The organism is Eubacterium sulci ATCC 35585 (genome assembly GCA_001189495.1).
Taxonomy (GTDB): domain Bacteria; phylum Bacillota; class Clostridia; order Peptostreptococcales; family Anaerovoracaceae; genus Eubacterium_B; species Eubacterium_B sulci.
Map to the genome: position 1 here is coordinate 1,688,173 of CP012068.1, position 25,807 is coordinate 1,713,979.

The window sequence follows — 25,807 nt, forward strand, 5'->3', positions numbered from 1 at the left end:
TTGCGTGATTTATTATTGTTTACATTGTAATTGTACGCAATCAGTATGCTTCTGTCAAGCCTTTTTTTAAATTTTATTCATTTTATATTTTAGATTATGGCTATTCCTCTTTGAAAGCTTCTATTGCCTCATAGATATTATTAACACCTATAATTTTGCAATTGCTGAACTTATCACCTAGCTTTGCTGCATTCTTTCTAGGCATTATCACCTTCTCATATCCCATACGAGAAGCCTCTGTTATAATCTTGTCTGCGTTAGAAACAGACCTGAGTTCGCCCGTAAGTCCGATTTCTCCAAAGGCGATGAGTCTGTATCTGCATCTAATATTCTTAACTGAAGAATAGACAGCTAGTGCAACTCCTAGATCTACTGATGTGCTATCAGGCTTAAGACCACCAACTACATTAACATAGACATCCTGGCTAATTGTGTTTATCCCTGCCTTACGATCAAGAACGGCAAGTAGCATAGCAAGCCTCTGGTTATCTATACCTATAGAGGTTCTTCTTGCAAAGCCGACATTGGACGCAACAGTAAGCGCCTGAATCTCCATGAACACTGGCCTGCTGCCCTCATATATGGCAGAAACTACCGAGCCCTCAGGCTTAATGCCCTTGCTGTCAAGGAAGCTAGCCGAAATATCATGTATCTCCTTAAGTCCTGCCTCCTCCATGCTGAATGCACCAATCTCACTTGTCGTACCAAATCTATTCTTAAAAGCTCTCATGATACGAAGTTCATGGTTCCTCTCACCCATAAAGTGAAGAACGCAGTCAACGAGATGCTCTACTATCTTAGGTCCTGCAAGCTCTCCGTTCTTAGTTACATGTGCAACTATAAACACAGGTATGCTCCAGCTCTTTCCTATCTTCATTAAAAGATTGCCACAGCTTCTCACCTGAGATACACTGCCTGGGGCCGAATCTATATCTACCGTATACATGGTCTGAATGGAATCGATTATGACAAATTCCGGCTTAAGAGTCTCGCACACAGCCATTATGTTCTCCATGTTGGTCTCAGCTAAGATAAATAGATTGTCATCAATCTCACCACAGACTCTATCTGCACGCATCTTAATCTGTTCCTCAGATTCCTCTCCAGAAACATAAAGAACTCTTCCCACAGTCTTAGCTATGTGATTTGCAGCCTGAATTATGATGGTTGACTTACCTATACCAGGTTCCCCTGAAATCAAAGTCAACGATCCCTTGACTATTCCACCACCCAAAACTCTATTTAGCTCACCTATACCAGTATCTATTCTCCTGTATTCGGCACTTCCTATTACATTGAGCTTGGACGCCTTGCTCTTACTCCCATCTGCACTTGTTATTCCACTTCGCCTTCTCGCATCGTCTTCCTTGACATCTACAACCTTCTCTTCTACAAAGGAATTCCATGCACCACAAATACACTGTCCAAGCCATCTAGGCGTCTCATATCCGCATTCTTGACAAACGTATACCGATTTTGCTTTCTTAGCCATATCCACTCTCCAAACATTTGTTCTTATTTAGAGTATATCTTTTCCCCAAACACATGTCAATAAATACCTAAAAACCTCCGCCAGTTATGCACATTATATATGCAAAGCTACACGGAGGCTTGAATCTTATTTAGTTGTACTTAAAGCAGCTATTTTGCTTCGTTTTCAGCAGCATGCTGAGCGATAATCTTCTCTGCAAGGTGCTTTGGCAGCTCTTCGTAGCGTTCGAACTTCATCTCAAATACACCTCTACCCTGTGTCATTGAACGTAGACCAAGTGCATAATCGAATAGCTCTGCCTGAGGTGCTTCTGCAACGACCTTCTGTCCGCCGTTTTGAAGTGGTTCCATACCTAGAATCTTACCTCTACGCTTATTCATGTCACCGATTACATCTCCCATGTATTCGTCTGGAACTGTAATTTCAACATGCATAATTGGCTCAAGTAGGCAAGGGTTAGCTTCAACGATACCCTTCTTGAAAGCTAGTGAAGCTGCAATCTTAAAGGACACTTCATTTGAGTCTACATCGTGGTACGAACCATCGTATAGAACTGCTTTGATGTTTACTACCTTGCATCCTGCGAGAGGTCCTCTCTCCAAGCTTTCAATCAAGCCCTTCTCTACCGCTGGAACATAGTTCTTTGGAATGGATCCACCGAATAATTCCTCGGAGAACTCAAATTCCTTATCTGAAGGTGAAAATCTGATGTGAACGTCACCATACTGACCAGCACCGCCTGACTGCTTCTTGTGCTTTCCTTGAACGTCTGAGTTACCTTTGATAGTCTCTCTGTAAGCGATTTTCTGAGGCACTGTCTTAACGGAAACGCCAAATCTGTCCTTTAGCTTAGCTAGGATGATTCCAAGCTGAATATCTCCCTGACCTCCTAGAAGTGTCTGGTGAGTTTCGTTATTTCTCTCTACTACGAAAGATGGATCTTCTTCTCTTAGTCTTGCAAGACCAACGCCCATCTTCTCATCATCGTTCTTATCTAGTGCTTCGATAGCAATATAGAATGTTGGTGATGGGAAGTCTAGTGGAAGATATCTTATTACATCGCTTTTGTCACAGAGAGTATCTCCTGACTTGGTGTTCTGTAGCTTTGCAACAGCAACGATATCCCCAGCTTCTGCATAGTTAAGCTCTAGCTGTTCCTTACCTCTTAGGAAGAATAGCTTTCCTAGCTTTTCTGTCTTACCTATTCTCTCGTTATATACTTCTGTTCCAGAATTAATTTTTCCGGTGATAACCTTCATAACGGAAATCTTACCTACGAATGGGTCAACGATTGTTTTAAATACAAATGCTGACATAGGTGCATCGGTTACAGATATTCTCTCAACCGGCTCGTTCTTATCGTTAAATCCTCTATATGGACCATGCTGAAGTGGCGTAGGAACGTATTCTAGAAGAAGATCTAAAAGGCCCTCAACTCCGTGTCCTAGCTGGAACGCAGATGAGCAAACTGGTACGATATTTCCTTCGGAAATACCCTTTACCATTCCCTTTTTGATCTCTTCGTCAGTGAATTCCTCACCATCAAAATACTTCTCCATGAGCTCTTCATCTGACTCAGCAATAGCTTCCTTTAGCTCATCGTCAATCTCAGCTGAAAGTGGCCATGATAGTGGCACTAACTTATTTCCGAACTTTGCCTTTAGCTCATCAAAGGTTTTATAGAAATCAAATTCATCCTTATCACGCTTGGTTATGCTAATAAATCTCGGCATGCTATATCTTTCGCAAGCATTCCACGCCGCCTCGGTACCTACCTGGATTCCTGATCCTGCGTCAACCATGATAACTGCGGCTTCAGCAGCACGAAGAGCTGCATTGACTTCTCCAATAAAGTCAAAGTATCCTGGCGTATCGATAAAGTTGATCTTACTACCCTTCCACTCGATTGGAACTACTGATGTATTGATGGAATATCCTTTTTCTACTTCCATCTTATCATAGTCAGATACAGTGTTTCCGTCCTCGACCTTACCTAGCTTTTTGATTACGCCAGTCTCGTACAAAGCCGATTCCAAGAATGTAGTCTTACCGCATCCTCCATGCCCTAACAATGCAACGTTTCTGATAGTTTCACTTGTATAGCCCTTCATTAGTGTACCTCCTTGGTTAAATTGATTAGATTATATCAAATGCAGGCAGATAGTTCAACGCATTTTCGAATAGTATGACTATTATTTGGGCTTATCCAAAAAATACTGAGTTCCTCTAATACAACTCCTTGAATAGACCGCTTGATTATGATAATATTTAGATGATATAAACAGCTATATTTGGCGAAAATTCAACGGTTTTTCGATAGCTGAGCCCATGCCTTGCTAGTAATCGCTTTTAGCATCTGCTGTAGATGCTGCTAGCAGGTAAATATCAGTTTTGAATATATAGAAAGGCAACTATTATGGATTGCAAGCACAATAAGCCAACAAATAAGGTTGACTGCATAGTATGCGAGATTTTGGCTGATTACGATAATGACAGAGCCATTGACGAGATGGCGTTCTTTGGACAGCCAGATCAGGACGTTATTATAGATGTACTGAAGAAGCTCATGATGATAATCTACCCAGGCTTTTATAGAGATGAGATTTATCGCACTCACACAGCCAAGAATAGGGTTGCAGTTCTTATCGAGGACGTAATGTACAATCTTCGCAAACAACTTGAGATTGTGCTCGTAAACGACGAGCGATTCCGCGACATCGATAGAGCTGATCGCAAGGAAGTTGCGCAGGACATCTGCCTCGACTTTTTCTCCAAGATTCCAAAGATTAGAGAGCATCTTGATACAGATATAGATGCAGCCTTTGATGGAGATCCTGCAGCTAGCGATAGAACCGAGATAATTCTCGCATATCCTGGTCTTTATGCAATTACTGTTCACCGTATAGCGCACGAGCTATATTTGATGAATATCCCGTATATCCCAAGGATTATGTCTGAGCATGCTCACAGCAAGACCGGAGTTGATATTCACCCTGGTGCAACTATTGGTAAGTACTTCTTTATCGACCATGCAACAGGCATCGTAATCGGTGAGACTTCGATTATAGGTGAACATGTCAAAGTTTATCAGGGCGTGACCATAGGCGCGCTTTCCACCAAGGACGGACAGCTCCTTCATGGGGTCAAGAGGCACCCGACCATTGAGGACAATGTAACGCTTTATGCGGGTGCAACAGTTCTAGGCGGAAGCACTGTAATTGGACACGATAGCATAATCGGAGGTAGCGCATTTGTAACACGCTCGATAGAGCCGAACACAAGCGTTATTGTAAAAACTGAATCAACTGTAATTAGTAATATTTAGGAGAGGCAATGACCAAGAAGACAAAGATAGCTCTTCTTGTACTTATCATTCTAGTTTTGATAGGCGCGTTCCTTGCGTTAGTTTACAAGATAAGGACCGATAAGCAGAGGGAGATAACACAGAATCAGATTAACGTGACTACATCTAAGGCAAAATCACAGTTTGCTATGAGCGTTACCGAGGCTCAGGATGCTAGCCATATGAGGATGGGACTTCTCGGAAGTTCACTTACTTTGGTCAAGCAGGGCGAGCCATATATTGAATCTGGCGCATACTGCGTGGATAACAGATCCGGCTATGTGCATAAGTGCGAGATTACTGGCAAGGTAAATACCCAAAAGCCTGGGGATTACGAGATAAAGTATAGCTTCGTTGTCGGAAGTGCAAAGCGTAGTATTTCAAGGACGGTTAGGGTTGTTGAGGCCGATAAGTTTGAGGCTGATACAAATGGTGTTCCCGTTTTGATGTATCACTATGTTGCCCCAGATATCGATGCAGTGTCTCTTAGGAGTAGGTGGTGCGTTTCAGCCAGCCAGCTTGACGCACATATGAAGTATCTTCACGATTCGGGTTTCTATTTCCCAAGTTTTTCTGAGCTTAGGGCTTATATCGACGGTAAGATTTCACTTCCAGCAAATAGCGTGATTGTGACCTTTGATGATGGCGGAATTTCGATGTTTCAGGAGGGCCTTCCTATACTTAATAAATACAAGATTCCCGCTACTCAGTTCATGATTGGAAAGTACGATGCTCTATCGAAGATGTGCACCTATGCAGGTCCATATATTTCATTTCAGTCGCACAGCTACAACATGCATTTCCCAGACGATTTAGCATCTGGCGCTAAGCACCATCAGATAGGCAATCTATCAAAAGAAGAAATCATAGCCGATTTAAAGGCAAATACAGATATAGTCGGAAACAACCATGCATTTGCATACCCTTATGGCGATTACACTGCTGATGCACAGAGTGCTTTGAGAGAGACAGGCGTTCTATGTAGCTTTACAACAAAGCGAGGCAAGGTCTACCCGGGTGATGATCCGACGATTTTGAAGCGAATAGGTGTTTATAATACGACGGACTTTGACACCTTCGTCGCTGGGCTTAATTAAGGAGGAAGAATGAGAAAGCCACTTATAGGAGTGACACCACTCTATGACTATAACTACAACAGCTGGTGGATAATACCAGGATATCTTGACGCAGTGATAGCCGCAGGCGGAGCTCCTGTAATGCTTCCTTTTACAGACGATGAGTATGTTGTTAAGGAGCATATAGAAAGGCTCGATGGCATCATATTCACCGGTGGTCCCGACAGCGACCCTGCGCTTTACGGAGAAAAACCTATTCTTAAACTAGGCAGTACTGCGCCAATACGCGATGTGACCGAAAGCATTTATTTCAAACATGCCTACGCTAAGGATATGCCTATCATCGGAATTTGCCGAGGCATGCAGCTTATGAACATACTTCTTGGTGGCTCTGTATGGCAGGATCAGCCAAGCCAGTTCCCAGGAATTACGAATCACGATCAGAGAGAACCCAACTACATTCCAACACATAAGATCGATATAGTAGAAGGCTCTCCTCTTTCAGCTTGGTATGATGGGCTTACTGAGCTTGAGGTCAATTCATTCCATCATCAGGTTTTGAAGAAGGTCGCAGATGGTGTTGAGGTAATAGCTCGTTCGCAGGGAGAAGAAATTATCGAAGCGATTTACGTACCTAAGAAGAAGTTCTGCTATGGCTTCCAGTGGCACCCAGAAACGCTGAGAAAGGGCAAAGAAGAGCAAAACAGGATATTTGAGCAACTAGTCAAGGCTGCATCAAACTAATATATGCATCTAAAAAGCACTGAAATCATTTGATTCAGTGCTTTTAAATTTCTCCTTGCGGAAGTCTTGCTATAAGGCTGTTTCCGTTTTGTTTAAGCCATTTTCGCGCCTGCCTATAATTTGGGCAAAACTCCTCTATCTTTTCCCAAAACCTCTTAGAGTGATTCATGTACACCCTATGACAAAGCTCGTGGATTACTACATACTCAGCAACCTCATCCGGACAGAGCATGAGTAGATAATTGTAGTTTAGGTTTCCCTTTGATGAACAGCTTCCCCATCTTGTCTTTTGGCCTCTGATAGAAATACGCCCATAGCTTACCCCTATTTTCTCAGCCCAATATTCAGTCAAGCTGGTTAGATGATTTCTCGCCTTTTTCTTTAGCCTTTTTACCTCTCCTGAGCTTAACTGTTCAGCCTCTTCATACTCGCGAGCTTCAGCCGTATTTCTTTGCTCTATTTTATCGAGAGTTTTCAGTATCCAGTCATGCTTTGCCTTTAGCATTTCTTCAATCTGAGCTTTACTCGCTCGCCTTGGGACTCTGACCTTGATTTTTTTGTCCATGCCGATTTCTATTGCAAAGCTTCTTCTATCACTTCTTATAACGACTATGTCCATAGTAAATAGGCGATGGGTCTAACCCTTGCGCTTTCTACCCTCATTTCTCTTTTGGCGTTTTTCCTTTGCCTCTCGATTTAAGCGCTTCTTGGTGCTCTTTTTCATAACCGAGAAGCCAAATCTTCCTAGAGGTTTTCTCTTTATCCCAAAGTATTCTCCGTGGTTAAAGGCTACCATATTTGCAAGATCTAGGCGAATTTTGTTGTCCTCATCGAAAAGCTCCTCATTTGCATGTACCGCAACAATTTCTGCGATAAACATATCGTGGGTCGGATACTCTTTAACCTCGAGCACCTTGCACTCTAGGTTGACTGGAGACTCTTCAATCAGTGGTGCCTTAACATGGTCAGCAGGACTCTTTGTTAGATTGCATTTAGCAAACTTATCCTCATTTCGGCCACTTCTCACTCCGCAATAGTCAGCTGAACGTGCGAGATCCTCGTTTACGAGATTTATAACAAATTCTCCTGATTTTTCTATCAGCTGGTGTGAATACCTCGATTTTCTTACTGAAACATAGGTAATTGGCGGGTCTGAATTAATGATGCCTGTCCAGGCAATTGTCAGTACATTATCAACTTTTCCGTCTGAACAGCTAACCATGACTGCCGGAAGTGGATTCAACATAGTTCCAGGTTTTAGTGAAACTTTAGCCATATTATTCCCTTTCTTCAATACGCGGCAAATTCCATCTGAAATGTGCAGCGAGAACTCTAATCAAAATTGTAAGAGCAAAACCAGCAGCTATCGCCATGTTCTTGCTCGTCAAATCCATAATCAAAAGCGATCCCGTCAGGATTCCTCCAAGAACTGACGCAAAAGCGTATACGTGCTTTACGAATACATAAGGCATTTCGCAAGCCATCATATCTCTTAGAACGCCTCCACCAACACCTGTAACAACGCCAAGGAATACTATCAAAAATAGATGTGCTACCTCTTGTGAACTATATCCCACAATCGCACCATCGACAGTAAAAGCGGCAAGACCTACTGTATCAAACCAGAATAGCGCCCTCTCAGGTACTACCACAAAGTGGTCCTCAGTCTTTCCCTTTCTCAAACTCATGATGATGAAAGCTATATTTGCAGTAACTAGCGACGCAACCAAATATATTGGATTTTGAAATGAAAGAGGAGGATTCATACCTACGATAACATCGCGTATAACTCCCCCGCCAGTTGCTGTTACTAGTGCAAGGATATTGATACCGAATATGTCCATGCCCTTACGCGCCGCAACAGCAGCACCTGAAAGTGCAAAGGCAATTGTACCTATCATATCCATTATCTCTATAAATGTAAACTCGAAGTTCATTCAGCCACTCCTAAAAATTTTATATCGATAACATTGTAACACATATATTTACTAATTTTGTTTTTATTTTACATCAAAGTTATAATCTCTTGTCGCACATTGAAGCAAGCTTTGACCCTATCGTCTGAAATAGCTGAACCATTAGTACAATAAGTGCCACTGCAACGATCATAACCAGTGTCTTACGTCTATAGTAACCATAGTTGATTGCGATTTTACCAAGACCACCTCCGCCGAGTATTGCACTCATTGCTGAGTATCCTAGGATTGTCGTGATTGCAATTGTAAAGTTTGAAATCAGTGAAGGAAGACTCTCTGGGATTAGAACCCTCTTTACGATTTGCATTGGAGTTGCACCCATGCTAACTGCAGCCTCAATAACGTTGGAATCCACTTCTCTGATACTAGTTTCAACAAGTCTTGCTACAAATGGAAACGATGCAACGACAAGCGGTACAACCGAAGCTCCTGTACCAACTACGGTATCGACTATGAACCTTGTAATTGGAGTTACCATGATAATCAAAATGAGAAATGGTACGGATCTCAAAAGGTTTATCAAAGCATTTATGCCCTTGTACAGAATCGTAGGAATCGGCATGATGCCATCCTTCTCACCCGTAACCAGAATGATGCCTAGTGGTAAGCCTATTGCGATAGCTGCAGCCGTTGCGATAACTGTCATGTAAAAGCTTTCCCAAATGGCAAGAGGCATTTCATCCCTGATGATTTCTAGTGCTTCTTGAAGTTTCCCATCTGCAACCATGCTGTTAATTAAATCACTCATCAGAGTCCACCTCCTTTCTTAGCTTGCTTACATCCTCTAATTCAGCTAGTACACCATCGTGCTCGTTTAAGAATTCGAGAACTCTATCTACATTATCCCCTTCTTTTTTTACGCCTAAAAGCATCTTGCCAAACGCCTTCCCATTTAGGGATCTTGTCGACGCATAGAGAATGCTTGCAGGAATACCAAGCGTAATCGCAAGGTCAGCAATAAGTGGCGACTCCGTTGTCTCAGAGTCATTAAATGAAACGGATATAACAGACCTGTCATCCCTATATGTGGCTAGCCCCTGTTCAGCCTTATCAGGAAATACAAGTCTCTTACCCGCCTCGGATTCAGGCTTTGCAAAGATTTCTGTAACGCTACCGCTCTCTGCTATGCGCCCATTATCTAGGATTGTAACTTTGTTACAAATTCTTTCGACTACAGACATCTGATGTGTAATAATGACTACAGTGATTCCAAGTTCCCTGTTAATCTTGGATAGCAAATCAAGAATCTGATTTGTTGTCTTTGGATCAAGCGCACTTGTCGCCTCATCGCAAAGCAATACCTTAGGATCTGTTGCAAGAGCCCTCGCTATTGCAATTCTCTGTTTTTGTCCACCAGAAAGCTGAGCAGGGTAAGCATTTTCTTTATCCGCAAGCCCTACAAGCTTGAGCAGCTCTCTACCCCTCTTTATCGCTACTTTTCGCTTAACCCTGCTCGTCAATAGTGGAAAGCATATATTTTGCAGACATGTTTTCTGCATCAAAAGATTAAAGCTCTGGAAGATCATCGTGATTCTCTTCCTAGCCGCTCTAAGCTCCCTAGGTGTAAATTTAGTCAGGTCTTGGCCATCCACTAGGACAGCTCCTGATGTTGGAACTTCAAGTAGATTGATACAGCGCACCAGCGTACTCTTTCCGGCTCCGCTCATTCCTATAATGCCATAAATATCGCCATCATTAATTTTGATGGCGATATCCTTTAGTGCTTCTACTTTTCCGTCTTTTGTCTCAAATGTTTTTGATATATTCTTTAATTCAATCATTCATTTGCTCGCTCTATTAAAATCATATTATATTAACTACTCGACTTCATATTCACGCATAGCTTCGATTATTTTAGCTTCTTTAGTGAATCTAGTGACTTTGTCTTACCAGCGTATAGACCCATTGGCTCATTGTGGATTGCTCCAACAGATACAACCTTTGTTCCATTTTCCTTATTGAAAGCTTCTAGGTATGGAAGGTGCTGGAAGTAGTTTGCATCGACTTCTCCGCTATCAACAACCTTGTTTGGCTGAACATAGTCAGTGAATTCCTTGATATCTAGAGTGATGCCCTTCTTTGCTAGGATTTCCTTAGCAACCTTTAGTACGTCTGCGTGCGGTGTAGGTGATGCTGCAACAGTGATTGTTGTTCCCTTTAGTGCATCGTAATCAACTGACTTGTCGTATCCATCGCCAGGATTTTCTACTACGCTTACAACACCACCGTTGTATTTCTTCTTAATATAATCAGCAACCTGCTTGCTCTCTAGTGATGCAACAAGAGCCTTAATCTTATCTGTATTCTCCTGTCCTTCTTTTACTGCAACGATGTTTGCATACTTTGCGCTGTTGTCCTCGATGATTAGAGAATCCTTAACTGGATTTAGACCAGCATCGATAGCAAAGTTTGAGTTGATAACTGCAAAGTCAACATCCTTAAGTGTGTTTGGAACCTGAGCTGCTTCAACTTCTTTGAACTCGATTCCATTCTTGTCTTCAATGTCTCTGATAGTTGCATCTAGTCCAGCTCCATCCTTAAGCTTGATGTAACCCTTTGACTGTAAGAGCAAAAGCGCTCTCGCTTCGTTTGTTGTGTCATTAGGAACTGCGATTGTAACTACGTTATCCTTCTTGCTTCCGCAAGCTACAAGTGCTACTGCTGTAATTGATAGCACACCGATCAAAATTAATGCCTTTATTTTCTTCATTATTATTTCCCCCTATATCTGAAATTTTGTTTTTCTGTTTTCGATAATCCAATATTATCACTAAAAATAGATTTAGTATAATACTATACTTTTATATTTAGATATAGGCTGGGATTATAACTTAAAGTAAGCCATTCTACACCTTGAGCAAATTTTGCACGAAAAAACCCCAAAACATAAGTCTTGGGGTTTTGTAAGCTTTTGAAAGACATAAGATATATTATCTCTTGCTGAACTGTGAAGCTCTTCTTGCCTTCTTTAGTCCATACTTCTTTCTTTCCTTCATTCTTGGGTCTCTTGTCAAGAATCCAGCTGCCTTAAGTGCGGGTCTGTAAGCTTCCTTGTCTGCCTGACAAAGAGCTCTTGAGATTCCGTGTCTAAGAGCGCCAGCCTGTCCTGTGAAGCCGCCACCTCTAACTGTTGCGACAACATCGTACTTGCCTTCGCATCCTGCAACTGCAAATGGTCTTTCGATTTCTCTCTTAACCATCTCCATGCCAAAGAACTCATCTAGGGTTCTCTTATTGATTGTTATCTTTCCTGTTCCGGGAATCAATCTAACTCTAGCTACTGAAGCTTTTCTTCTACCTGTTCCTAGGTACTGCATTTTTGCCATTGTTTATTCCTCCCTTCCCTTAGAAATTCAACTCTTCAGGCTTCTGTGCTGCATGTTCATGCTGAGGTCCTGCATAAACCTTTAGCTTCTTGAACATCTGTCTGCCAAGTCTTCCATCTGGAAGCATGCCCTTAACTGCATGTCTGATGATTTCCTCTGGCTTACGTGCCTGTAGCTTCTCAAATGTGACCTCACGAAGTCCACCAGGATATCCTGTGTGTCTCTTGTAGATCTTCTCTTTTCTCTTCTTGCCAGTAACTTCTACCTTCTCAGCATTGATTACGATAACGTAGTCACCGCAGTCAACGTGTGGTGTGTAAGTTGGCTTTCTCTTTCCTCTCAGTACCATAGCAACTTCTGATGCTAGTCTTCCGAGAGTCTTACCTTCAGCATCTACAACGTACCATTTACGTTCTACTTCTGCTGGCTTTGCAATGTATGACTTCATACCTTCTCCTTTTCCACCTACTGGGATTTGCACAACAAATCTGTTTCGGCTGTGCCTACTAGCTTGCTCTGCAAGTTGTTCGACATTACTAAAATAACTTTAGGTGGTGAGTGACGGACGCTTAACATCCTGCCCACCGTGCTTAAAATACAAGCACGAATATTATATCTCAGCCTCAAATTAATTGCAAGTACTGTTTTTGCACATGCTCTATAATACTTACATTAAGAGCACTACTTAATTGGTCTATCTTCATAATTATAGCCTGTCCCTTTTGCCTGCGAATCCTGTCAAAATCCAAAACAGTATAAATGCTGAAATAAAACTGAGAGCGTATCCTCCTATGTTAGAAACGTCACCCGTATTTGGTCTATCTGGAGTTTTTTCATTTCTGATTTCAAAATGCTGAAGCTCTGCAGTATTTTCAACATTTATTTCTACCGGATCTTGAAGTTTTTCATAGCCCTGAGGCGCTCTCTCCTCAACAACAGTGTACTTTCCCTCCTTTATTCCTTCAATTCTATGTGGATTTCCATCACTGATCCATCTATCTACAATTTTCCCATTGGAATCCTTGAGCAAAAGTTCTGCTCCGCTTAGAGAATGCTTCTTACCATCGCTTAATGTTAGCTTTGATATTTCAAGCTTTATCAACGCATTGCCTATTTGCGATTCATATAAAAATTCCTTTTCGCCGTCATCTCTAGTAACTATGGTATCGTCTTCAGCTCCCATAGCCTCAATTCTGTATGCTTCCTTGCTAAGGGCGTAACCATCTGGAGATTTCGTTTCCTTTAGTTCGTAAATTCCCGGAAGAAGACCACCCTTTTCTGCGACTCCATTCTCATCTGTAACAATCTTTTCTACACGTATTTCTTCTCCTTGCTTAAGCGATTTTCCGTCTGCATCAGCAATTCTCTTTAGTTCAAAATGAGCTCCAGCAAGAGCCTTATTTTCGCTTTCCCCAAATTTTCTAACTCTAACTCTGACGGTCTGCTCTTTCTCATCAAAGCTAGGAACTTCATACTCACTGATAGATAGCTTTCCATTCTCATCTTTAACAGGCTTTAGCTTAACCACCTTAACTTCTCCATTAATCCAGAATCCCTTTGGAGCCTTGGTTTCTCTAATTCTATAGGTTCCTATAGGTAGCAAAGCCTTGCCGTCATCATTAGTATAAAGTTCATCACTTCCATCCTTTAAATATGAAGCATCTAGCCTCACCTTTCCTTCTTCATCTGTAGTAAATATCCATGTCCTTTCTACTTCACTAGACTCCTCTAGACTAGCGAAATACTCAACAGTAAATTCAGCGCCAGCTAGCGAAAGTGACTTATCAAGGTTTCCAGCCGCGGACTTCTTTTGGATCAAAACATCAAGCTCTGCAGCAAGTGGCTCGTCATTTGAACGAATGACAAAGTTCTCATTTGCCTTAACCTCAAATTCGTATTCATTAGGATCTAGGTCCATATTATTAGGTGCACTAATCTCCCTAGCCTTGTACTTGCCAGGCTTGAGCGCCTTAGTATCGGTATTACCGTTTTCGTCAGTCACTAGCTCTGCAACAAGCTTTCCACTAGAATCAACCACATGATAAATCGCCCCAGCAAGGCTATATACCTTCGGACATGCACTGAAAAGCTTTGATCTTCCGCCAGTTTCTTTCTTTAGCTCTGCAGTTCCTTCAAGTGCGTTTAGCGTAAACAAAACCTGCGACTGCTCAGCGCTAGGTCCTTTGTAATATAGCCCTTTCCCAATAAAGCTTCCCGCATTTTCATCAGCATACCTTCTTGCCTCTGCTATTACAGCTCTCTGAGTCTCGCGGCTAGCCCCTCTCATAGAGTACATTTCATCTACTCTATTATCAGTAAAACATCCCTTGTGACCATTGACATTCATCCAGACCCATGCCTGAAGCAGAGCCGACTTAGTGTAATCGTCAATGCTTGCTCCTCTTATACTCTCTAGCCCCAGTGCAATCCTTGTTATCACATCCTGTGGCAAGTAGTTTAGAGCATCCTCGACATTCTTCACAGAATCCTTTGATGGAACCGACGGCTGAACGCAATAAACAGCTTCATTATTACCGTTTACAAAATCGTGAGCAGCATGCCCTATCCACGCCCCATTATCTGTAGAAATCAGATACTCGTTGCTCCCAGATTTCCTTGTCACATCAGTCTGTGCACTTGCAATAGGTGAAAATGCTAGCTGAACCATCAAAATTGACATCACCAGCACTGCAATCACCAAACTTCTTAATCTCTTTACCCTTGTTCTTATCAAAATTACCTCCTTTTTGGGTACGAAAAAAGGAGCAGCACCACGGGCACTACTCCTCTTCGTTACACTTATTTTACGATATCATATTATCACTTGATTCTTCCCCGGTCAATCAAATCGAAGATTTCCCCAAAGACGCTCGCAACTTATTTTTCAATCCTGATGCCTGACTGACCATCTATAAATATACATAACTTTGACAGTTTCAACCACAACTATGCACAATAGTGATAAGAAACCTTAACAAAATTATCACATAAGACGTGTATACTCATAATTGTCAAAAGAGCATACGCCAATAACAGTTTCTTTTGAACGTTCTTTCTTAATAATAACATCGCGCCAAAGGGCTTCGGGTGACCGAGGCCTTTTGGTTTTTTTGTAAAGCCTTTGATAGGCTCTATTTCTCAAATGGGAACTTGTAATCCAAGTTGTATTTATCTCTAACTTCGATAAACTCCTTCTGAACAGCCTCTCCGATAGGCACTCCCTTGTCCTTGCGAAATACGGAAGTCATATATGCTTTCTCGCCGGCAGTGTAGATTCTGTCGTGTCCAGGAGCCTTCTCTGATGCTCTCAGCTCTCTTAAGATATCTCCACAAGTCTTGCGAAATTCCTTTTCGCCAACGAAGAAATCAGGATTGATAACCATGAAGAAGTGACCAAGTCCATAAGGCCTGCGTTTTCCATCTGCATCAAAACCAGATAGCGCCTTTAGGAAGTGTCCTCCCTGAAGCGCAGCTGATAGAACCTCGACAACAGTCGCATAGCTATATCCCTTGTATCCAGCAAGCTCCTCGCCTATTCCTCCAAGAGGTGCAAGTGCAGCTCTTCCGCTAGTCAAAGCTTCTAGAATATCCTCGCTATCTGTCATAGCCTCACCGTTTCTTCCGATAACCATACCAGCTGGCGTATCCATGCCGCAGCGTGCAAAATACTCAATCTTACCTCTCTGAGTGATTGAAGTTGCACAGTCAATACAGAATGGGAATCCCTCGTCTGTAGGTAGTGAGAATGTCAAAGGATTTGTTCCAAGCATATTCTCTACACCAAATGTAGGCGCAATAGAAGGTCTAGCATTTGTTCCCGAGATACCAATCATTCCCTCATCAGCAGCCATACCTGTCCAATATCCTGAAATTCCATAGTGTGTGGAGTTTCTGATAGCCGCCATACCCATGCCGTAGGTCTTAGCCTTTTCGATTATAGACTTCATCGCCTTGTAAGAAGCAACCATGCCCATACCATCGTGAGCATCTACAACCAAAGTCGTTGGAGTGTCTTTGATCACCTCATACTCTGTTACAGGTTTCTGAATACCCGCATTGATTCTGTCTATGTAAATAGGCTTAAATCTATTGCATCCGTGGCTTTCGATTCCGCGCCTATCACTCTCAAGAAGTACATCTGCGCATATCCTAGCGTCCTCCTCTGGCACACCAACTGCCTTGAACGCATCAATCATAAAATTCTCTACTAAATCCCAAGCTACATAGGGCCTTGTTTCCGGGTCCTTTTCAATGTTTAACGATGTTACCTGTGGCATAACAACCTCCTACTGCCTAACTCATTAATTTATAAATATATTATATCACCTCCGCCCATCAAAATATACACATTTGACATCAAAGCGAAATAGTGCTAACTTTTTTATACAATCAAAGAATGGAGATTACTATGGAAACACAGTTTTCACGTACAGAAAGAATATTGGGCAGGGAATTTATCGAAAGGCTTTCTTCCAGCAGAGTTGCAATCTTCGGTGTTGGAGGTGTCGGCGGCTATGTCATGGAATCACTTGTTCGCTCAGGCATAGGCTGTATAGATATCGTGGATAATGACACTGTAGCGCTCAGCAATCTGAACCGCCAGATCATCGCAACTCACAGCAGCATCGGCGAGAATAAAGTCGATGTAGCCGAAGCGAGAGCAAAGGATATAAACCCCGAAATAATAGTAAATAAGCACAATGTATTCTATCTTCCGGATTCAGACTATGAGTTTGATTTTGCAAGCTTTGACTATATAGTCGATGCGATAGATACTGTTTCAGCAAAGCTTGATTTGATAGAGAAGGCGCATGAGCACGGAGTTCCCATTATTTCAGCCATGGGCTGCGGAAATCGTTTTGATCCAACAAAGCTTGTAGTAACAGATATCTATAAAACTGAGATGGATCCACTCGCAAAGGTGATGCGCAAGGAGCTAAAAAAACGTGGAATCAAAAAGCTCAAGGTTGTTTATTCGACGGAGGAGCCTATAAAACCTATGGACTTTGATGAAGATGGTCAAAAAATAATGACTAGTTCACAGGTCGCAGCAGCAGGTCAGACTAGAGCTAAGTCAGTTCCTGGCTCAACAGCTTTTGTACCTTCAGCTGCTGGGCTGATAATAGCATCTCAAGTTGCCTTTGATCTAACAGAAGACCTTAGATAAACCTAAAAACCACAAAACCCCTTATCATTCCGATAAGGGGTTTCTTACTATTTCTATAGCTTTATGTCGCCTTCGATTACGCGCATATCGTATGGCTCATACTTAACATTTCTGTATGCCTCGATATCAAGGTTGTAATCCATGACTCTATCGTCCCAATCCGAGTGGATATCACCGTTCTGCTTGATGATCAGATCGTAGAGTATAGCGTATGTCTTGCCATCCTCCTCGTCCTTCTCAAGGATTGTGCTATATGGAAGCGTCTTATGGTATGTGAGCTCAAGGCCCTTGTACTCATAGTGGAATCCGCAGCGCATTCTGCATCCGTCTAGCCCCTTGTACTCCGAGAACTTCTCAAGGTCAGCGATGATTGGATCGCTCTCCGTATCGTAGAGATTGTCTAGCGTTGTCTCAGTATAGTCATAACGGAACTGGACAGGTATGCCGTACTTTAGCCAGCGCTCTACATAGTCCTCGAGCTTGTCAGCTGGATAATCATCGTAGAGTACGCAGTTTACCCTTGTTGGGACTGCAAGCTTAGAAAGAAGCTCGTCGCTCGACTCAGTAACATAGTGTCTCAAATGTCTTGAAACGTTAATACAAGTAATCTTATCCTTGTTATGTTCAGTGAAGGCAATTATGTCCTCTTCAGTCTGACCCTCGAAAACCGGCAGGGTGCTGTTTATGAATACTCTATGTGTATTAGGAACCGCATCGAGCAATGTCTGAAGCGCCTCTCTATCAGCGAAAGGCTCCCCTCCTGTAAACACGATGTCGCATTTGGGGGTGATTTCGTTCATCAACTTGAGTGATTCTACTATTTTATTTACATCAAAGCCTGTAGTATCTGCGTATTCTCCTTTGTTAATACAAAATGGGCAATGATTTCCACAGTCGTAAGGCGTGAAGACCGTTATCGTTGCTCCGCCTTTTCTTGTCTTATATGGGTATATCATCTTTCGTCTTTCGTAAAATTTACTAAACTTTCCTCTTCATAATATCTGTAAAATCATCTTATCATAAGATGATATCTTTGTCATTATACACCAAAAAGGTTAAAACAAACATTAGTATTATAACCTCAGTGAACCAAAATTGTCAAATTGATATTTTTATGAGTTGCCTTCGGTTCGTCAAAACGAACTCGCCTAAATACGCATTTTACTTTTTGTTTTCACTAATATAAAATGGAATTGTATTTTGTTTTTAAAGATTCGGAGGAAATATGGAATCATTACATAAGAAGTTGCCAGGCATATTAATCTGCCTAGCCATAGCAATTCCGTCATACCTGCTCGGCAAGTTCGTGCCCGTAGTCGGAGGCGCCATCTTTTCTATTTTGATTGGCATGGTCATAGCAACATTTTGGAAGGAAAAAGGCAAGGCTGCACTAGGCATTAAGTTCACATCAAAGTTTGTACTTCAGCTAGCAGTCGTTCTGCTCGGCTTCGGCCTTAATCTAAATGTCATAATGCAAACAGGAAAGCAGTCGCTGCCTATAATAGTCTGCACGATTTCTACATCGCTAGTGACTGCCTTTTTTCTTCATAAGGCCCTATCTATTCACAAAAACACATCCGTGCTCATAGGCGTCGGTTCATCGATATGCGGAGGCTCTGCTATAGCAGCCACTGCACCTGTGATAGATGCAAACGATGAAGAGGTCGCGCAATCCATATCCGTAATATTCTTCTTTAATGTGCTAGCGGCTATAATATTTCCAATCCTCGGTAAAGCACTCGGTTTTGATACTCTGTCAGGCGACGCCTTTGGAATCTTTGCTGGAACAGCAGTAAACGACACATCTTCAGTAACGGCAGCTGCTGCAACCTGGGACAGTATGTGGAATCTAGGCACACAGACTCTAGACAAGGCGGTAACAGTTAAACTGACTAGAACTCTAGCAATCATCCCTATCACTTTGATTCTAGCAATCTATAGAGCAAAGAAAGAGCAGGCAGGTGCTGATAGCTCGCAGAAACAATCAAGCTTTAGCATAAAGCGAGCATTTCCAATGTTCATCCTCTACTTCGTCCTCGCATCAGTTGTAACCACAATTGCTGTAAATCTAGGCGTAAGTGCAGGCTTCTTCACACCGCTTAAAACCCTAAGTAAATTCTTCATTGTAATGGCGATGGCGGCTATAGGTCTTAATAGCAACATCGTAAAGTTAGTAAAGACTGGTGGAAAACCTTTGATCCTCGGAGCCTGCTGTTGGGCTGCAATCACTGTTGTGAGCATAATTATGCAGCATTTGATGGGTTTGATATAAAGAGATAAATGACATACAAAAATCCACGGAATAAACCGTGGATTTTTTAAATTTATTTTGTTAGCCTAAAAATCTCTTATCAAATCAAGACAAAGCTCAAGTGCCTTTACAAAAGAGTCCTTCCCCCAACCTCTAACATCATAACTATCAAGATTAACTAGCGAATCGGCCGTAAATATTATCTGACCATAATCTGCATCTCTGAACTTTGCACAGGCTGCAAGTGCGGAGCACTCCATATCCACCACAGAGCATCCCTCTGCTTTTCTCGCTTTGATCTTTGCAGGCGTCTCTCGATAAAAAGCATCCGTACTCCAAGTGATACACTCGCGATAGTTTATGTTACGTCTTTCCATACCCTCTTTAATGAGGTTTCTCATTTTATCATCAAGCTCGATAAATCGCGATGGAGGAGCATAGTGAAATGATGTTCCTTCATCCCTTAACGCCTTTGATGGAACCAGGAAAACATTTTCGTCTATATCCTCAAGCGCTCCACAGCAACCCGAAGCCAATATGGTTTGAGAGCCGTAGCCTATAAGCCAGTCCATGACCATTGTGGCCGCAGGAGCACCGACCGGAGCTTGGCAGAAAGCAATTTTCTCGCCCCTAATCTCCGTGACGTATACGGGATATTTCTTTGTTAGCGAATCATACTTTGCAACGCACTTTGCACCTATTTTATTAGCATATCTATCTATACACTCGTCAAGAAATACATACACAAGTTTTTTAGGAAGCTCGATGTCAAGTTTCTCATGCCTAGGCATTATCACCGCATTTTGATTATCATCGAATTCTACAAGCGCTACTTTCATCAAAGCGCTTTCGCCTGGCCTCTTTACCTCTTTAGGCATATAAAACTCCAATCTTTAGACTTTATACATAGTCGAAATCATCAGGACCCTTGAACCATGTATTTCTTCCTGCATGGAATATGAAAGATAAAACTGCGATTATCAAATATCCTATTGCAAAAGGTGAAAGTGGATAAAATCCGAGCGAAGCGCTGTGGATGAATCCAAAGCAAGAGAGAATATATCCCATTAATGCTGTTATTCCAACCTTATCTAATCTCTTATCTATGACGAATGTCACCATGGTTCCAAGCAAGATACCAATTATTATGGCACCTGATTTTGTTGCTGGAACACCGTTCCACATTACACCAGCATCCTTTATCATCTGTGTAACATCAGCTGCGTACTCGTTTAGTCCTGAGTTTTGAACTGCAGTCTGCAAATTTGCAAGGTTCAAAGCGCCTGTAACCTGAGTGTAAAGATAATCAGCTACTGGAGGAACCATTGCAACGGCAATTGCCGCATAGTGCTTTCTATCGTTATCCTTAAATGCCTGAGCTACCATTACAACTGCACACCATAGGAAGGTGATTGCACAAACTGCTGGTGGCACAACGCTGTTGAGGAAGGTGAATAGTCCAAATATACCAGAAAGTCCAAGCACAATTCCCGAAATCAAAGAGTATCCGATGCCAGCCTCAGACTTCTTAAGTCCTGCATGACCAAGCCATACAGTGTTAGGGATAACACCACCACAAAGTGCGGAGAGCATTGTACAAATTCCATCCGCAAACTGTGCTTCACGAACATTGTAGTTGTCACCTGCCGCATTTGAAGCTTCAACATTATCTAGTGTTTCAATAAAGTTATAAATTTCAACTGGAATGATAATTGTTAGGTAAGGAGCTACGATAGCAAATCCATCGATAAGGTGCTCAATGCTGTTTACTGGATTTGGAATGTAGAATCCGATACCACTGAAGTCAGGCTGTATACGGCCAAGACATAGCGCATAAACTATTCCTCCCACGATAGCGATGACTAGTGGTGGAATCTGCTTTGGAAACATATAGCCACCGAATAGACCAAGGATTGCTACAAATAGAACTGGAAGGCCAATCATTGGATCTCCGAGGATATCGAACACACCCTGAGTTGCCATCCAGATAAATCCGATACCAGCAACCGTTCCAAGTAGAGCAGCTCTTGGAATTCTCTTCTTTAGCCAAGGCCCGATGATACCTCCGCAGAATTCAACAAATCCGCCGATGAAACAAGCTGCAACACCTGCTGACCAAGCCAGTTCAGGTTTTCCGAGTGCAAAGTGAAGTGGCATGATTACGCCGTATAGGAATACGAACATGGCAGGTGTTGAGACACCTGAAGGAAGAGCGGTTACATCGGCTCTGCCTTCCTTTTTTGATAGCCTGCGTCCCATAAAAGCATAGTATAGGCATCCTAGCATAAGACCTACAGACATTCCAGGAATTACCGCGCCAAAGACAATTTTGTCAGGCCATTTAAGAACGCCTGACAGCGTTGCAATTACAATAAGATAGTTAACGATGTTATTTGTTACGAGGTATGTAACTCCACCGATATCTCCTCTTTTAAACCATGGTACTAAAGTTTTCTTGTCGTTCATTTTATTCTCCATTATGACATTTTGTTAATCGCATATCGCGATGCTGATTGTTTGTGGAGCTATTGCCTCCGTTTTGATTATTCTGCCTCAAGCTCAATGAATTCGAACTTTGTTACATCAAACAGCCCCATATCTGTGAGCTTTATCTCTGGAATTACTGCAAGCGACATGAAGGTCAAAGTCATGACTGGCTCAACGCTTTCATTGACTCCAAGCTCCTCGTGAGCGAGCTTATGTATAGCTGAAAGCTTTTCATCGACCCATTCACCGCTTTGATCGCTCATAAGTCCTGCAATCGGCATCGGCATGCTCTCTATGACTTTACCGTCCTTGACGAGAACGATTCCGCCTTCCTGCTCTGCCAGTGCATTGATTGCAAATTCCATATCTTCATCACTTGCTCCAACAGCGATTATATTGTGTGAATCGTGAGCGATTGTTACTGCAATTGCTCCGTGCTTGATTCCGTATCCTGCGAGGAAGCCATTTGCAACGTTTCCGAGAGCGTGATGTCTTTCTGCAACGCTGACCTTTACGATATCAACCTCTGGATTTCTGATGAAGTCGCCGTCCTTATCTACATTTACGACAGCTGTAGCCTTCTTTGTTACTACGCCACCGGGAAGAATCTCAATTACATTAACCTTGTTGCTCTTGAGCTTCATCTTGAGCTTATCCTTTGAAAAATCAGCTAGGTGTACGCTGCCCTTTACAGAGTCTATGGAGTGCTTCTTCATCTCTGGTAAATAATCTCCATTATCCGCGCAAAGCTCACCCTCTACCCAAACCTTGCCAACATTGAAATCCTTTAGATTGTCAAACAAAACAATATCGGCTCTGTAGCCTGGAGCTATAGCTCCTCTATCTTTGATTCCAAAGCATTCACAAGCGTTTATTGTCGCCATTCTGAGAACTTCGATTGGATCTAGTCCTTCAGCTACGCACATGCGCAGATGATTGTCGAGATGTCCTTCTTTGAGGATAGTCTTAGGCTGCCTGTCATCCGAACAAAGGATGCAGCGCCTTGCATTATATGATGTAACCCCTTTTATCAGTCTCTGAAGATCCTTGCACGCAGAGCCCTCCCTGAGCATTACGTACATTCCGCAAGCGATCTTGTTTTGCATATCCTCTATTGAAGCACACTCGTGATCTGCGACAATTCTTGTTGAAGAATAGGCATTTAGCGCCTTTCCTGAAACGCCTGGTGCGTGACCGTCAACTGGTTTTCCGGTTTCCTTTGATAGCATAAGCTTGTCTAGATCTCCATCTAGAGCACCGATTACGCCAGGGAAATCCATGAACTCACCGATACCAAGGATTGCCTCGTTATCTATGAATTCCTTCATCTTCTCTGCATCGATAACTGCGCCTGAATGCTCAAAAACAGTCGCTGGCACGCAAGAAGGAAGCATGTACTTAACATCAAGCTTCGTATTCTTTGCTGCATCTATCATGTAGCTTAGACCTGTTAGTCCACATACATTTACGATTTCGTGAGGATCAGCGATTATTGTCGTTCCCCCGTGTGGAACTAAAAGCTTGCCGAGCTCCTCTGGTGAAAGATAGGATGATTCGATGTGAATGTGGCTATCAATAAAGCCTGGAGCAGCATATGCACCCTCTGCATCTACAATATTTTTCGCCTCGTAATCACCGATTCCCGCAATCATACCATCTGTCAGCGCGATATTTCCTTCAGTAATTTCTCCTGAGAAAACATTTACTATCTTACAATTTTTGATTAAGGTGTCCGCTGGAATTCTTCCAGCTGCTACATCTATCAAATTCTTTAGACTTTCTTTTGTCATTTTATATGCCTTTCGTTTGCACTTTGATTTTCTTACTTAACCACTTCGATAATTGGATCAAAGGTTGTCAAATTAACGTAATCCACAGGACCTGCATCTGTTATCGCATAGTCAGGAATTGCAGTGATTGGAAGGAAGAACATGTACATCATTGGGTCTGGCAAGTCAGAACCTAGGTCTCTAGCCGCCTTATCAATGAGTTTTTCACGAGCTGCAACCTCTTCAGGTTCAAGATCTGTAACGATTCCGCCAACTGGAAGTGGCAGGAATTCCATTATTTCTCCGTCGCAAACAACGACCTGTCCGCCACCCTGCTCAATCAAATAGTTAGCAGCAATTGACATATCCTCTGCACTAGCACCCATAACCACTAGATTATTGTCATCTGGAGCAGCAGATGATGCCATAGCACCCTTCTTAAGCTTCCATCCTGAAGCAAATGCAAGTGACTTATTTCCATTTCTGCCAAAGCGCTCAAGAACTGATACCATTACCACATCTTGACCTGCATCTGGCTGAACAATTCCGTCCTTAACCTCAAGAACTACATCTCTTCTCTTTCTTACAAAAGGACCCTTAACGTCCATAGAAAGCACCTTTACCTTGCCTTCTTCTATAGGAGCCTTGAATTCAAAATCAGCCTTTGTTGTCAAATCACACTTTAGCTTGCCCTTTAGAACTGAGCTTCTCTCTGGAGCCTTTAGATCGTAGCTTAGCTTGTGACCCTTAGCAACCATCTTTCCGTTTGTCATAACTTCATCTACATCAAAGTCATCTAGTGATCCAACAAAGAGAATATCTGCGATTCTTCCTGGACAAATTGAGCCAACAAGGTGGTCGATGTGATAAGCTTCAGCGCTGTTTATTGTCGCCATCTGAATAGCTGTCATAGCATCAACTCCAGCCTTCATAGCAAGTCTAACGACATTGTCTAGGTGACCTTTGTTCAAAACGTCAGTTGCTGTAACATCATCTGTACAGAAGCTGACTCTTCTAGCAAAGTAAGGATTAACCTCTGTAACTGCCTTGATATTTTCCTCAAGGAAGTGAGTTACTGAAGACTCTCTAATCAGCATATGCATGCCCTTACGCATCTTCTCTACAACCTCTTCGTGGTCGTAGCTTTCGTGGTCGAGTCTAACTCCTCCGCAAAGATATCCATTTAGGTCGTTTCCGCGAGCCATAGGCGCACATCCGAATACTGGAAGCCTATTGTTATACGCTGTAGCAATTGCGCCTAGAGTGTTCTCATCTTCTTCCTGAACAAATTCACGAACGGTCTCCCAAACGCCGTAGCACTCGTCCCACTTCTGAACTTCTTCATGAGTTTCCTTAGTAAAGTTATATGCAACAGTTGATTCAGGAATAGTGTATGGAGTCTTAAAAGGAGCGCCCCAGAAAACCTTAAGCGGGCTCTGCTTCACTTCCTCAAAAATCTCACGAAGTCCCTCAAGTCCTGAAACGGATATATATTCATCAAGACCTGAAACCATGCTTGTTGTACCCCTTGGAACTACAGCCTTAGCATAGCTTGTGATACTTAGCTTACTACACTCGCTGTGGATGTGCCCGTCAATCATTCCAGGAACTAGGTAGCGTCCCTTAGCATCGATAATTTCTGTATCCTCGCCAATGTAGTCGCTAACATCTCCTACAGCAGCAATCATTTCATTATATATAGCAACATCAGCAGGATAAACCTCTGCAGACATTACATTTACTAGCATTCCGCCCTTGATAACCTTATGTGCAGGTACAAGTCCTCTGCCAGCCTTAACTCTCTCCTTAAGTCTTTCAATTGTCATTTCCATAAATCAACTTCCTTTCATCTTCTTCGATAAGTTAACAATACTATACTGCTAAAAATACCGTCAACACACTAAGACGTAATTTTACCTAATAACTTAGTCGCATATACATCAAAAGTGGTTATTCCCATAACATTATATGCGCATGCAACAAAAAACGTTCGTGTTTTATTTTTATCATAATCTTTCAAAAAAATGCATAAAAAATATCTTAAATCTATACGGTCACCCCCTTGCCGCTCTGAATCCATGACACAAAAAGAGCCACATATTTTGTGGCCCTTGTAGATTGTTAAAAAACCTAGTCTCACCAATACTATTTTGCACTTATCTTTAAGTTTATCAGT

General features: G+C 42.3%; 21 protein-coding genes and 1 pseudogene. 5 read left to right on the plus strand and 17 right to left on the minus strand.

Annotated features, from left to right (window positions below; translation table 11 throughout):
* Positions 1-100: 100 nt before the first annotated feature.
* Together ADJ67_07925 and fusA are read right to left on the minus strand one after the other, a co-directional pair.
* On the minus strand, positions 101-1,492 hold the full coding sequence (locus tag ADJ67_07925; GenBank protein ID AKT47553.1) for a DNA repair protein RadA: 1,392 nt from the start codon (positions 1,490-1,492) through the stop codon (positions 101-103).
* Positions 1,493-1,641: 149 nt separating this feature from the next.
* Positions 1,642-3,603 (minus strand): elongation factor G, encoded by a 1,962-nt coding sequence (gene fusA, locus ADJ67_07930; GenBank protein ID AKT47554.1) that lies wholly within the window; start codon positions 3,601-3,603, stop codon positions 1,642-1,644.
* Between the two features lie 305 nt (positions 3,604-3,908).
* On the opposite strand from fusA, the gene ADJ67_07935 reads away from it, so the two are divergent.
* The 3 genes and pseudogenes from ADJ67_07935 to ADJ67_07945 all read left to right on the plus strand — a co-directional run bounded on the left by ADJ67_07935 (position 3,909) and on the right by ADJ67_07945 (position 6,655).
* A complete protein-coding gene (locus ADJ67_07935) occupies positions 3,909-4,817 on the plus strand; it encodes a serine acetyltransferase (GenBank protein ID AKT47555.1) in 909 nt (302 codons plus the stop codon).
* A gap of 200 nt (positions 4,818-5,017) precedes the next feature.
* Positions 5,018-5,932: pseudogene (locus ADJ67_07940) on the plus strand (hypothetical protein).
* 9 nt (positions 5,933-5,941) lie between these two features.
* Positions 5,942-6,655: a hypothetical protein gene (locus ADJ67_07945; GenBank protein ID AKT47556.1), complete on the plus strand. Its 714-nt coding sequence runs from the start codon at positions 5,942-5,944 to the stop codon at positions 6,653-6,655.
* A gap of 43 nt (positions 6,656-6,698) precedes the next feature.
* Here ADJ67_07945 and ADJ67_07950 read toward each other — a convergent pair whose 3' ends face one another.
* The 10 genes from ADJ67_07950 to ADJ67_07995 form a co-directional block, all read right to left on the minus strand.
* A complete protein-coding gene (locus tag ADJ67_07950) occupies positions 6,699-7,274 on the minus strand; it encodes a hypothetical protein (GenBank protein ID AKT47557.1) in 576 nt (191 codons plus the stop codon).
* Between the two features lie 18 nt (positions 7,275-7,292).
* On the minus strand, positions 7,293-7,931 hold the full coding sequence (locus tag ADJ67_07955) for a flavin reductase (GenBank protein ID AKT47558.1): 639 nt from the start codon (positions 7,929-7,931) through the stop codon (positions 7,293-7,295).
* A gap of 1 nt (position 7,932) precedes the next feature.
* Positions 7,933-8,592 carry a hypothetical protein gene (locus tag ADJ67_07960; GenBank protein ID AKT47559.1) on the minus strand — a complete coding sequence of 220 codons (660 nt, stop codon included), beginning with the start codon at positions 8,590-8,592 and terminating at the stop codon, positions 7,933-7,935.
* Positions 8,593-8,671: 79 nt separating this feature from the next.
* Positions 8,672-9,307, minus strand: a complete 636-nt coding sequence (locus tag ADJ67_07965) for a methionine ABC transporter permease (protein ID AKT47722.1) — start codon at positions 9,305-9,307, stop codon at positions 8,672-8,674.
* A gap of 64 nt (positions 9,308-9,371) precedes the next feature.
* Positions 9,372-10,412, minus strand: coding sequence for an ABC transporter (locus ADJ67_07970; GenBank protein ID AKT47560.1), 1,041 nt, complete (start codon positions 10,410-10,412; stop codon positions 9,372-9,374).
* A gap of 68 nt (positions 10,413-10,480) precedes the next feature.
* Entirely contained in the window at positions 10,481-11,341 is an 861-nt protein-coding gene (locus ADJ67_07975) for a methionine ABC transporter substrate-binding protein (GenBank protein AKT47561.1), read from the minus strand.
* Between the two features lie 220 nt (positions 11,342-11,561).
* Positions 11,562-11,957: a 30S ribosomal protein S9 gene (locus ADJ67_07980; protein AKT47562.1), complete on the minus strand. Its 396-nt coding sequence runs from the start codon at positions 11,955-11,957 to the stop codon at positions 11,562-11,564.
* 19 nt (positions 11,958-11,976) lie between these two features.
* Entirely contained in the window at positions 11,977-12,405 is a 429-nt protein-coding gene (locus ADJ67_07985) for a 50S ribosomal protein L13 (GenBank protein AKT47563.1), read from the minus strand.
* A 258-nt stretch (positions 12,406-12,663) separates the two neighbouring features.
* Positions 12,664-14,691, minus strand: coding sequence for a hypothetical protein (locus ADJ67_07990; protein ID AKT47564.1), 2,028 nt, complete (start codon positions 14,689-14,691; stop codon positions 12,664-12,666).
* 397 nt (positions 14,692-15,088) lie between these two features.
* Entirely contained in the window at positions 15,089-16,234 is a 1,146-nt protein-coding gene (locus ADJ67_07995; protein AKT47565.1) for a lactate dehydrogenase, read from the minus strand.
* 131 nt (positions 16,235-16,365) lie between these two features.
* Between ADJ67_07995 and ADJ67_08000 the strand changes: the two genes are divergently transcribed.
* Positions 16,366-17,124: a thiamine biosynthesis protein ThiF gene (locus tag ADJ67_08000; protein AKT47566.1), complete on the plus strand. Its 759-nt coding sequence runs from the start codon at positions 16,366-16,368 to the stop codon at positions 17,122-17,124.
* Between the two features lie 53 nt (positions 17,125-17,177).
* Here ADJ67_08000 and ADJ67_08005 read toward each other — a convergent pair whose 3' ends face one another.
* Positions 17,178-18,080: a hypothetical protein gene (locus ADJ67_08005; protein AKT47567.1), complete on the minus strand. Its 903-nt coding sequence runs from the start codon at positions 18,078-18,080 to the stop codon at positions 17,178-17,180.
* A 269-nt stretch (positions 18,081-18,349) separates the two neighbouring features.
* Between ADJ67_08005 and ADJ67_08010 the strand changes: the two genes are divergently transcribed.
* Positions 18,350-19,396 carry an AraC family transcriptional regulator gene (locus tag ADJ67_08010; protein ID AKT47568.1) on the plus strand — a complete coding sequence of 349 codons (1,047 nt, stop codon included), beginning with the start codon at positions 18,350-18,352 and terminating at the stop codon, positions 19,394-19,396.
* 65 nt (positions 19,397-19,461) lie between these two features.
* Here ADJ67_08010 and ADJ67_08015 read toward each other — a convergent pair whose 3' ends face one another.
* The 4 genes from ADJ67_08015 to ADJ67_08030 form a co-directional block, all read right to left on the minus strand.
* Positions 19,462-20,214 carry a phosphorylase gene (locus ADJ67_08015; GenBank protein ID AKT47723.1) on the minus strand — a complete coding sequence of 251 codons (753 nt, stop codon included), beginning with the start codon at positions 20,212-20,214 and terminating at the stop codon, positions 19,462-19,464.
* Positions 20,215-20,275: 61 nt separating this feature from the next.
* Complete coding sequence (locus tag ADJ67_08020; GenBank protein AKT47569.1) at positions 20,276-21,841, minus strand: xanthine/uracil/vitamin C permease; 1,566 nt, start codon at positions 21,839-21,841, stop codon at positions 20,276-20,278.
* A gap of 77 nt (positions 21,842-21,918) precedes the next feature.
* Positions 21,919-23,652, minus strand: coding sequence for an adenine deaminase (locus ADJ67_08025; GenBank protein ID AKT47570.1), 1,734 nt, complete (start codon positions 23,650-23,652; stop codon positions 21,919-21,921).
* Positions 23,653-23,684: 32 nt separating this feature from the next.
* Positions 23,685-25,463 (minus strand): adenine deaminase, encoded by a 1,779-nt coding sequence (locus tag ADJ67_08030; protein ID AKT47571.1) that lies wholly within the window; start codon positions 25,461-25,463, stop codon positions 23,685-23,687.
* Positions 25,464-25,807 lie beyond the last annotated feature (344 nt).

Bases quoted from the DNA above. Each gene is read 5' to 3' on its own strand.
- ADJ67_07950 (AKT47557.1), bottom strand. From the start codon at position 7,274: ATGGACATAGTCGTTATAAGAAGTGATAGAAGAAGCTTTGCAATAGAA.
- ADJ67_08030 (AKT47571.1), bottom strand. From the start codon at position 25,463: ATGGAAATGACAATTGAAAGACTTAAGGAGAGAGTTAAGGCTGGCAGA.
- ADJ67_07965 (AKT47722.1), bottom strand. From the start codon at position 9,307: ATGCCTCTTGCCATTTGGGAAAGCTTTTACATGACAGTTATCGCAACG.
- ADJ67_07980 (AKT47562.1), bottom strand. From the start codon at position 11,957: ATGGCAAAAATGCAGTACCTAGGAACAGGTAGAAGAAAAGCTTCAGTA.
- ADJ67_07935 (AKT47555.1), top strand. From the start codon at position 3,909: ATGGATTGCAAGCACAATAAGCCAACAAATAAGGTTGACTGCATAGTA.
- ADJ67_07955 (AKT47558.1), bottom strand. From the start codon at position 7,931: ATGGCTAAAGTTTCACTAAAACCTGGAACTATGTTGAATCCACTTCCG.
- ADJ67_07995 (AKT47565.1), bottom strand. From the start codon at position 16,234: ATGCCACAGGTAACATCGTTAAACATTGAAAAGGACCCGGAAACAAGG.
- ADJ67_08025 (AKT47570.1), bottom strand. From the start codon at position 23,652: ATGACAAAAGAAAGTCTAAAGAATTTGATAGATGTAGCAGCTGGAAGA.
- ADJ67_08010 (AKT47568.1), top strand. From the start codon at position 18,350: ATGGAATCATTACATAAGAAGTTGCCAGGCATATTAATCTGCCTAGCC.
- ADJ67_08015 (AKT47723.1), bottom strand. From the start codon at position 20,214: ATGAAAGTAGCGCTTGTAGAATTCGATGATAATCAAAATGCGGTGATA.
- ADJ67_07975 (AKT47561.1), bottom strand. From the start codon at position 11,341: ATGAAGAAAATAAAGGCATTAATTTTGATCGGTGTGCTATCAATTACA.
- ADJ67_07970 (AKT47560.1), bottom strand. From the start codon at position 10,412: ATGATTGAATTAAAGAATATATCAAAAACATTTGAGACAAAAGACGGA.
- ADJ67_07985 (AKT47563.1), bottom strand. From the start codon at position 12,405: ATGAAGTCATACATTGCAAAGCCAGCAGAAGTAGAACGTAAATGGTAC.
- ADJ67_07925 (AKT47553.1), bottom strand. From the start codon at position 1,492: ATGGCTAAGAAAGCAAAATCGGTATACGTTTGTCAAGAATGCGGATAT.
- ADJ67_07945 (AKT47556.1), top strand. From the start codon at position 5,942: ATGAGAAAGCCACTTATAGGAGTGACACCACTCTATGACTATAACTAC.
- ADJ67_08005 (AKT47567.1), bottom strand. From the start codon at position 18,080: ATGATATACCCATATAAGACAAGAAAAGGCGGAGCAACGATAACGGTC.
- ADJ67_08000 (AKT47566.1), top strand. From the start codon at position 16,366: ATGGAAACACAGTTTTCACGTACAGAAAGAATATTGGGCAGGGAATTT.
- ADJ67_08020 (AKT47569.1), bottom strand. From the start codon at position 21,841: ATGAACGACAAGAAAACTTTAGTACCATGGTTTAAAAGAGGAGATATC.
- fusA (AKT47554.1), bottom strand. From the start codon at position 3,603: ATGAAGGGCTATACAAGTGAAACTATCAGAAACGTTGCATTGTTAGGG.
- ADJ67_07960 (AKT47559.1), bottom strand. From the start codon at position 8,592: ATGAACTTCGAGTTTACATTTATAGAGATAATGGATATGATAGGTACA.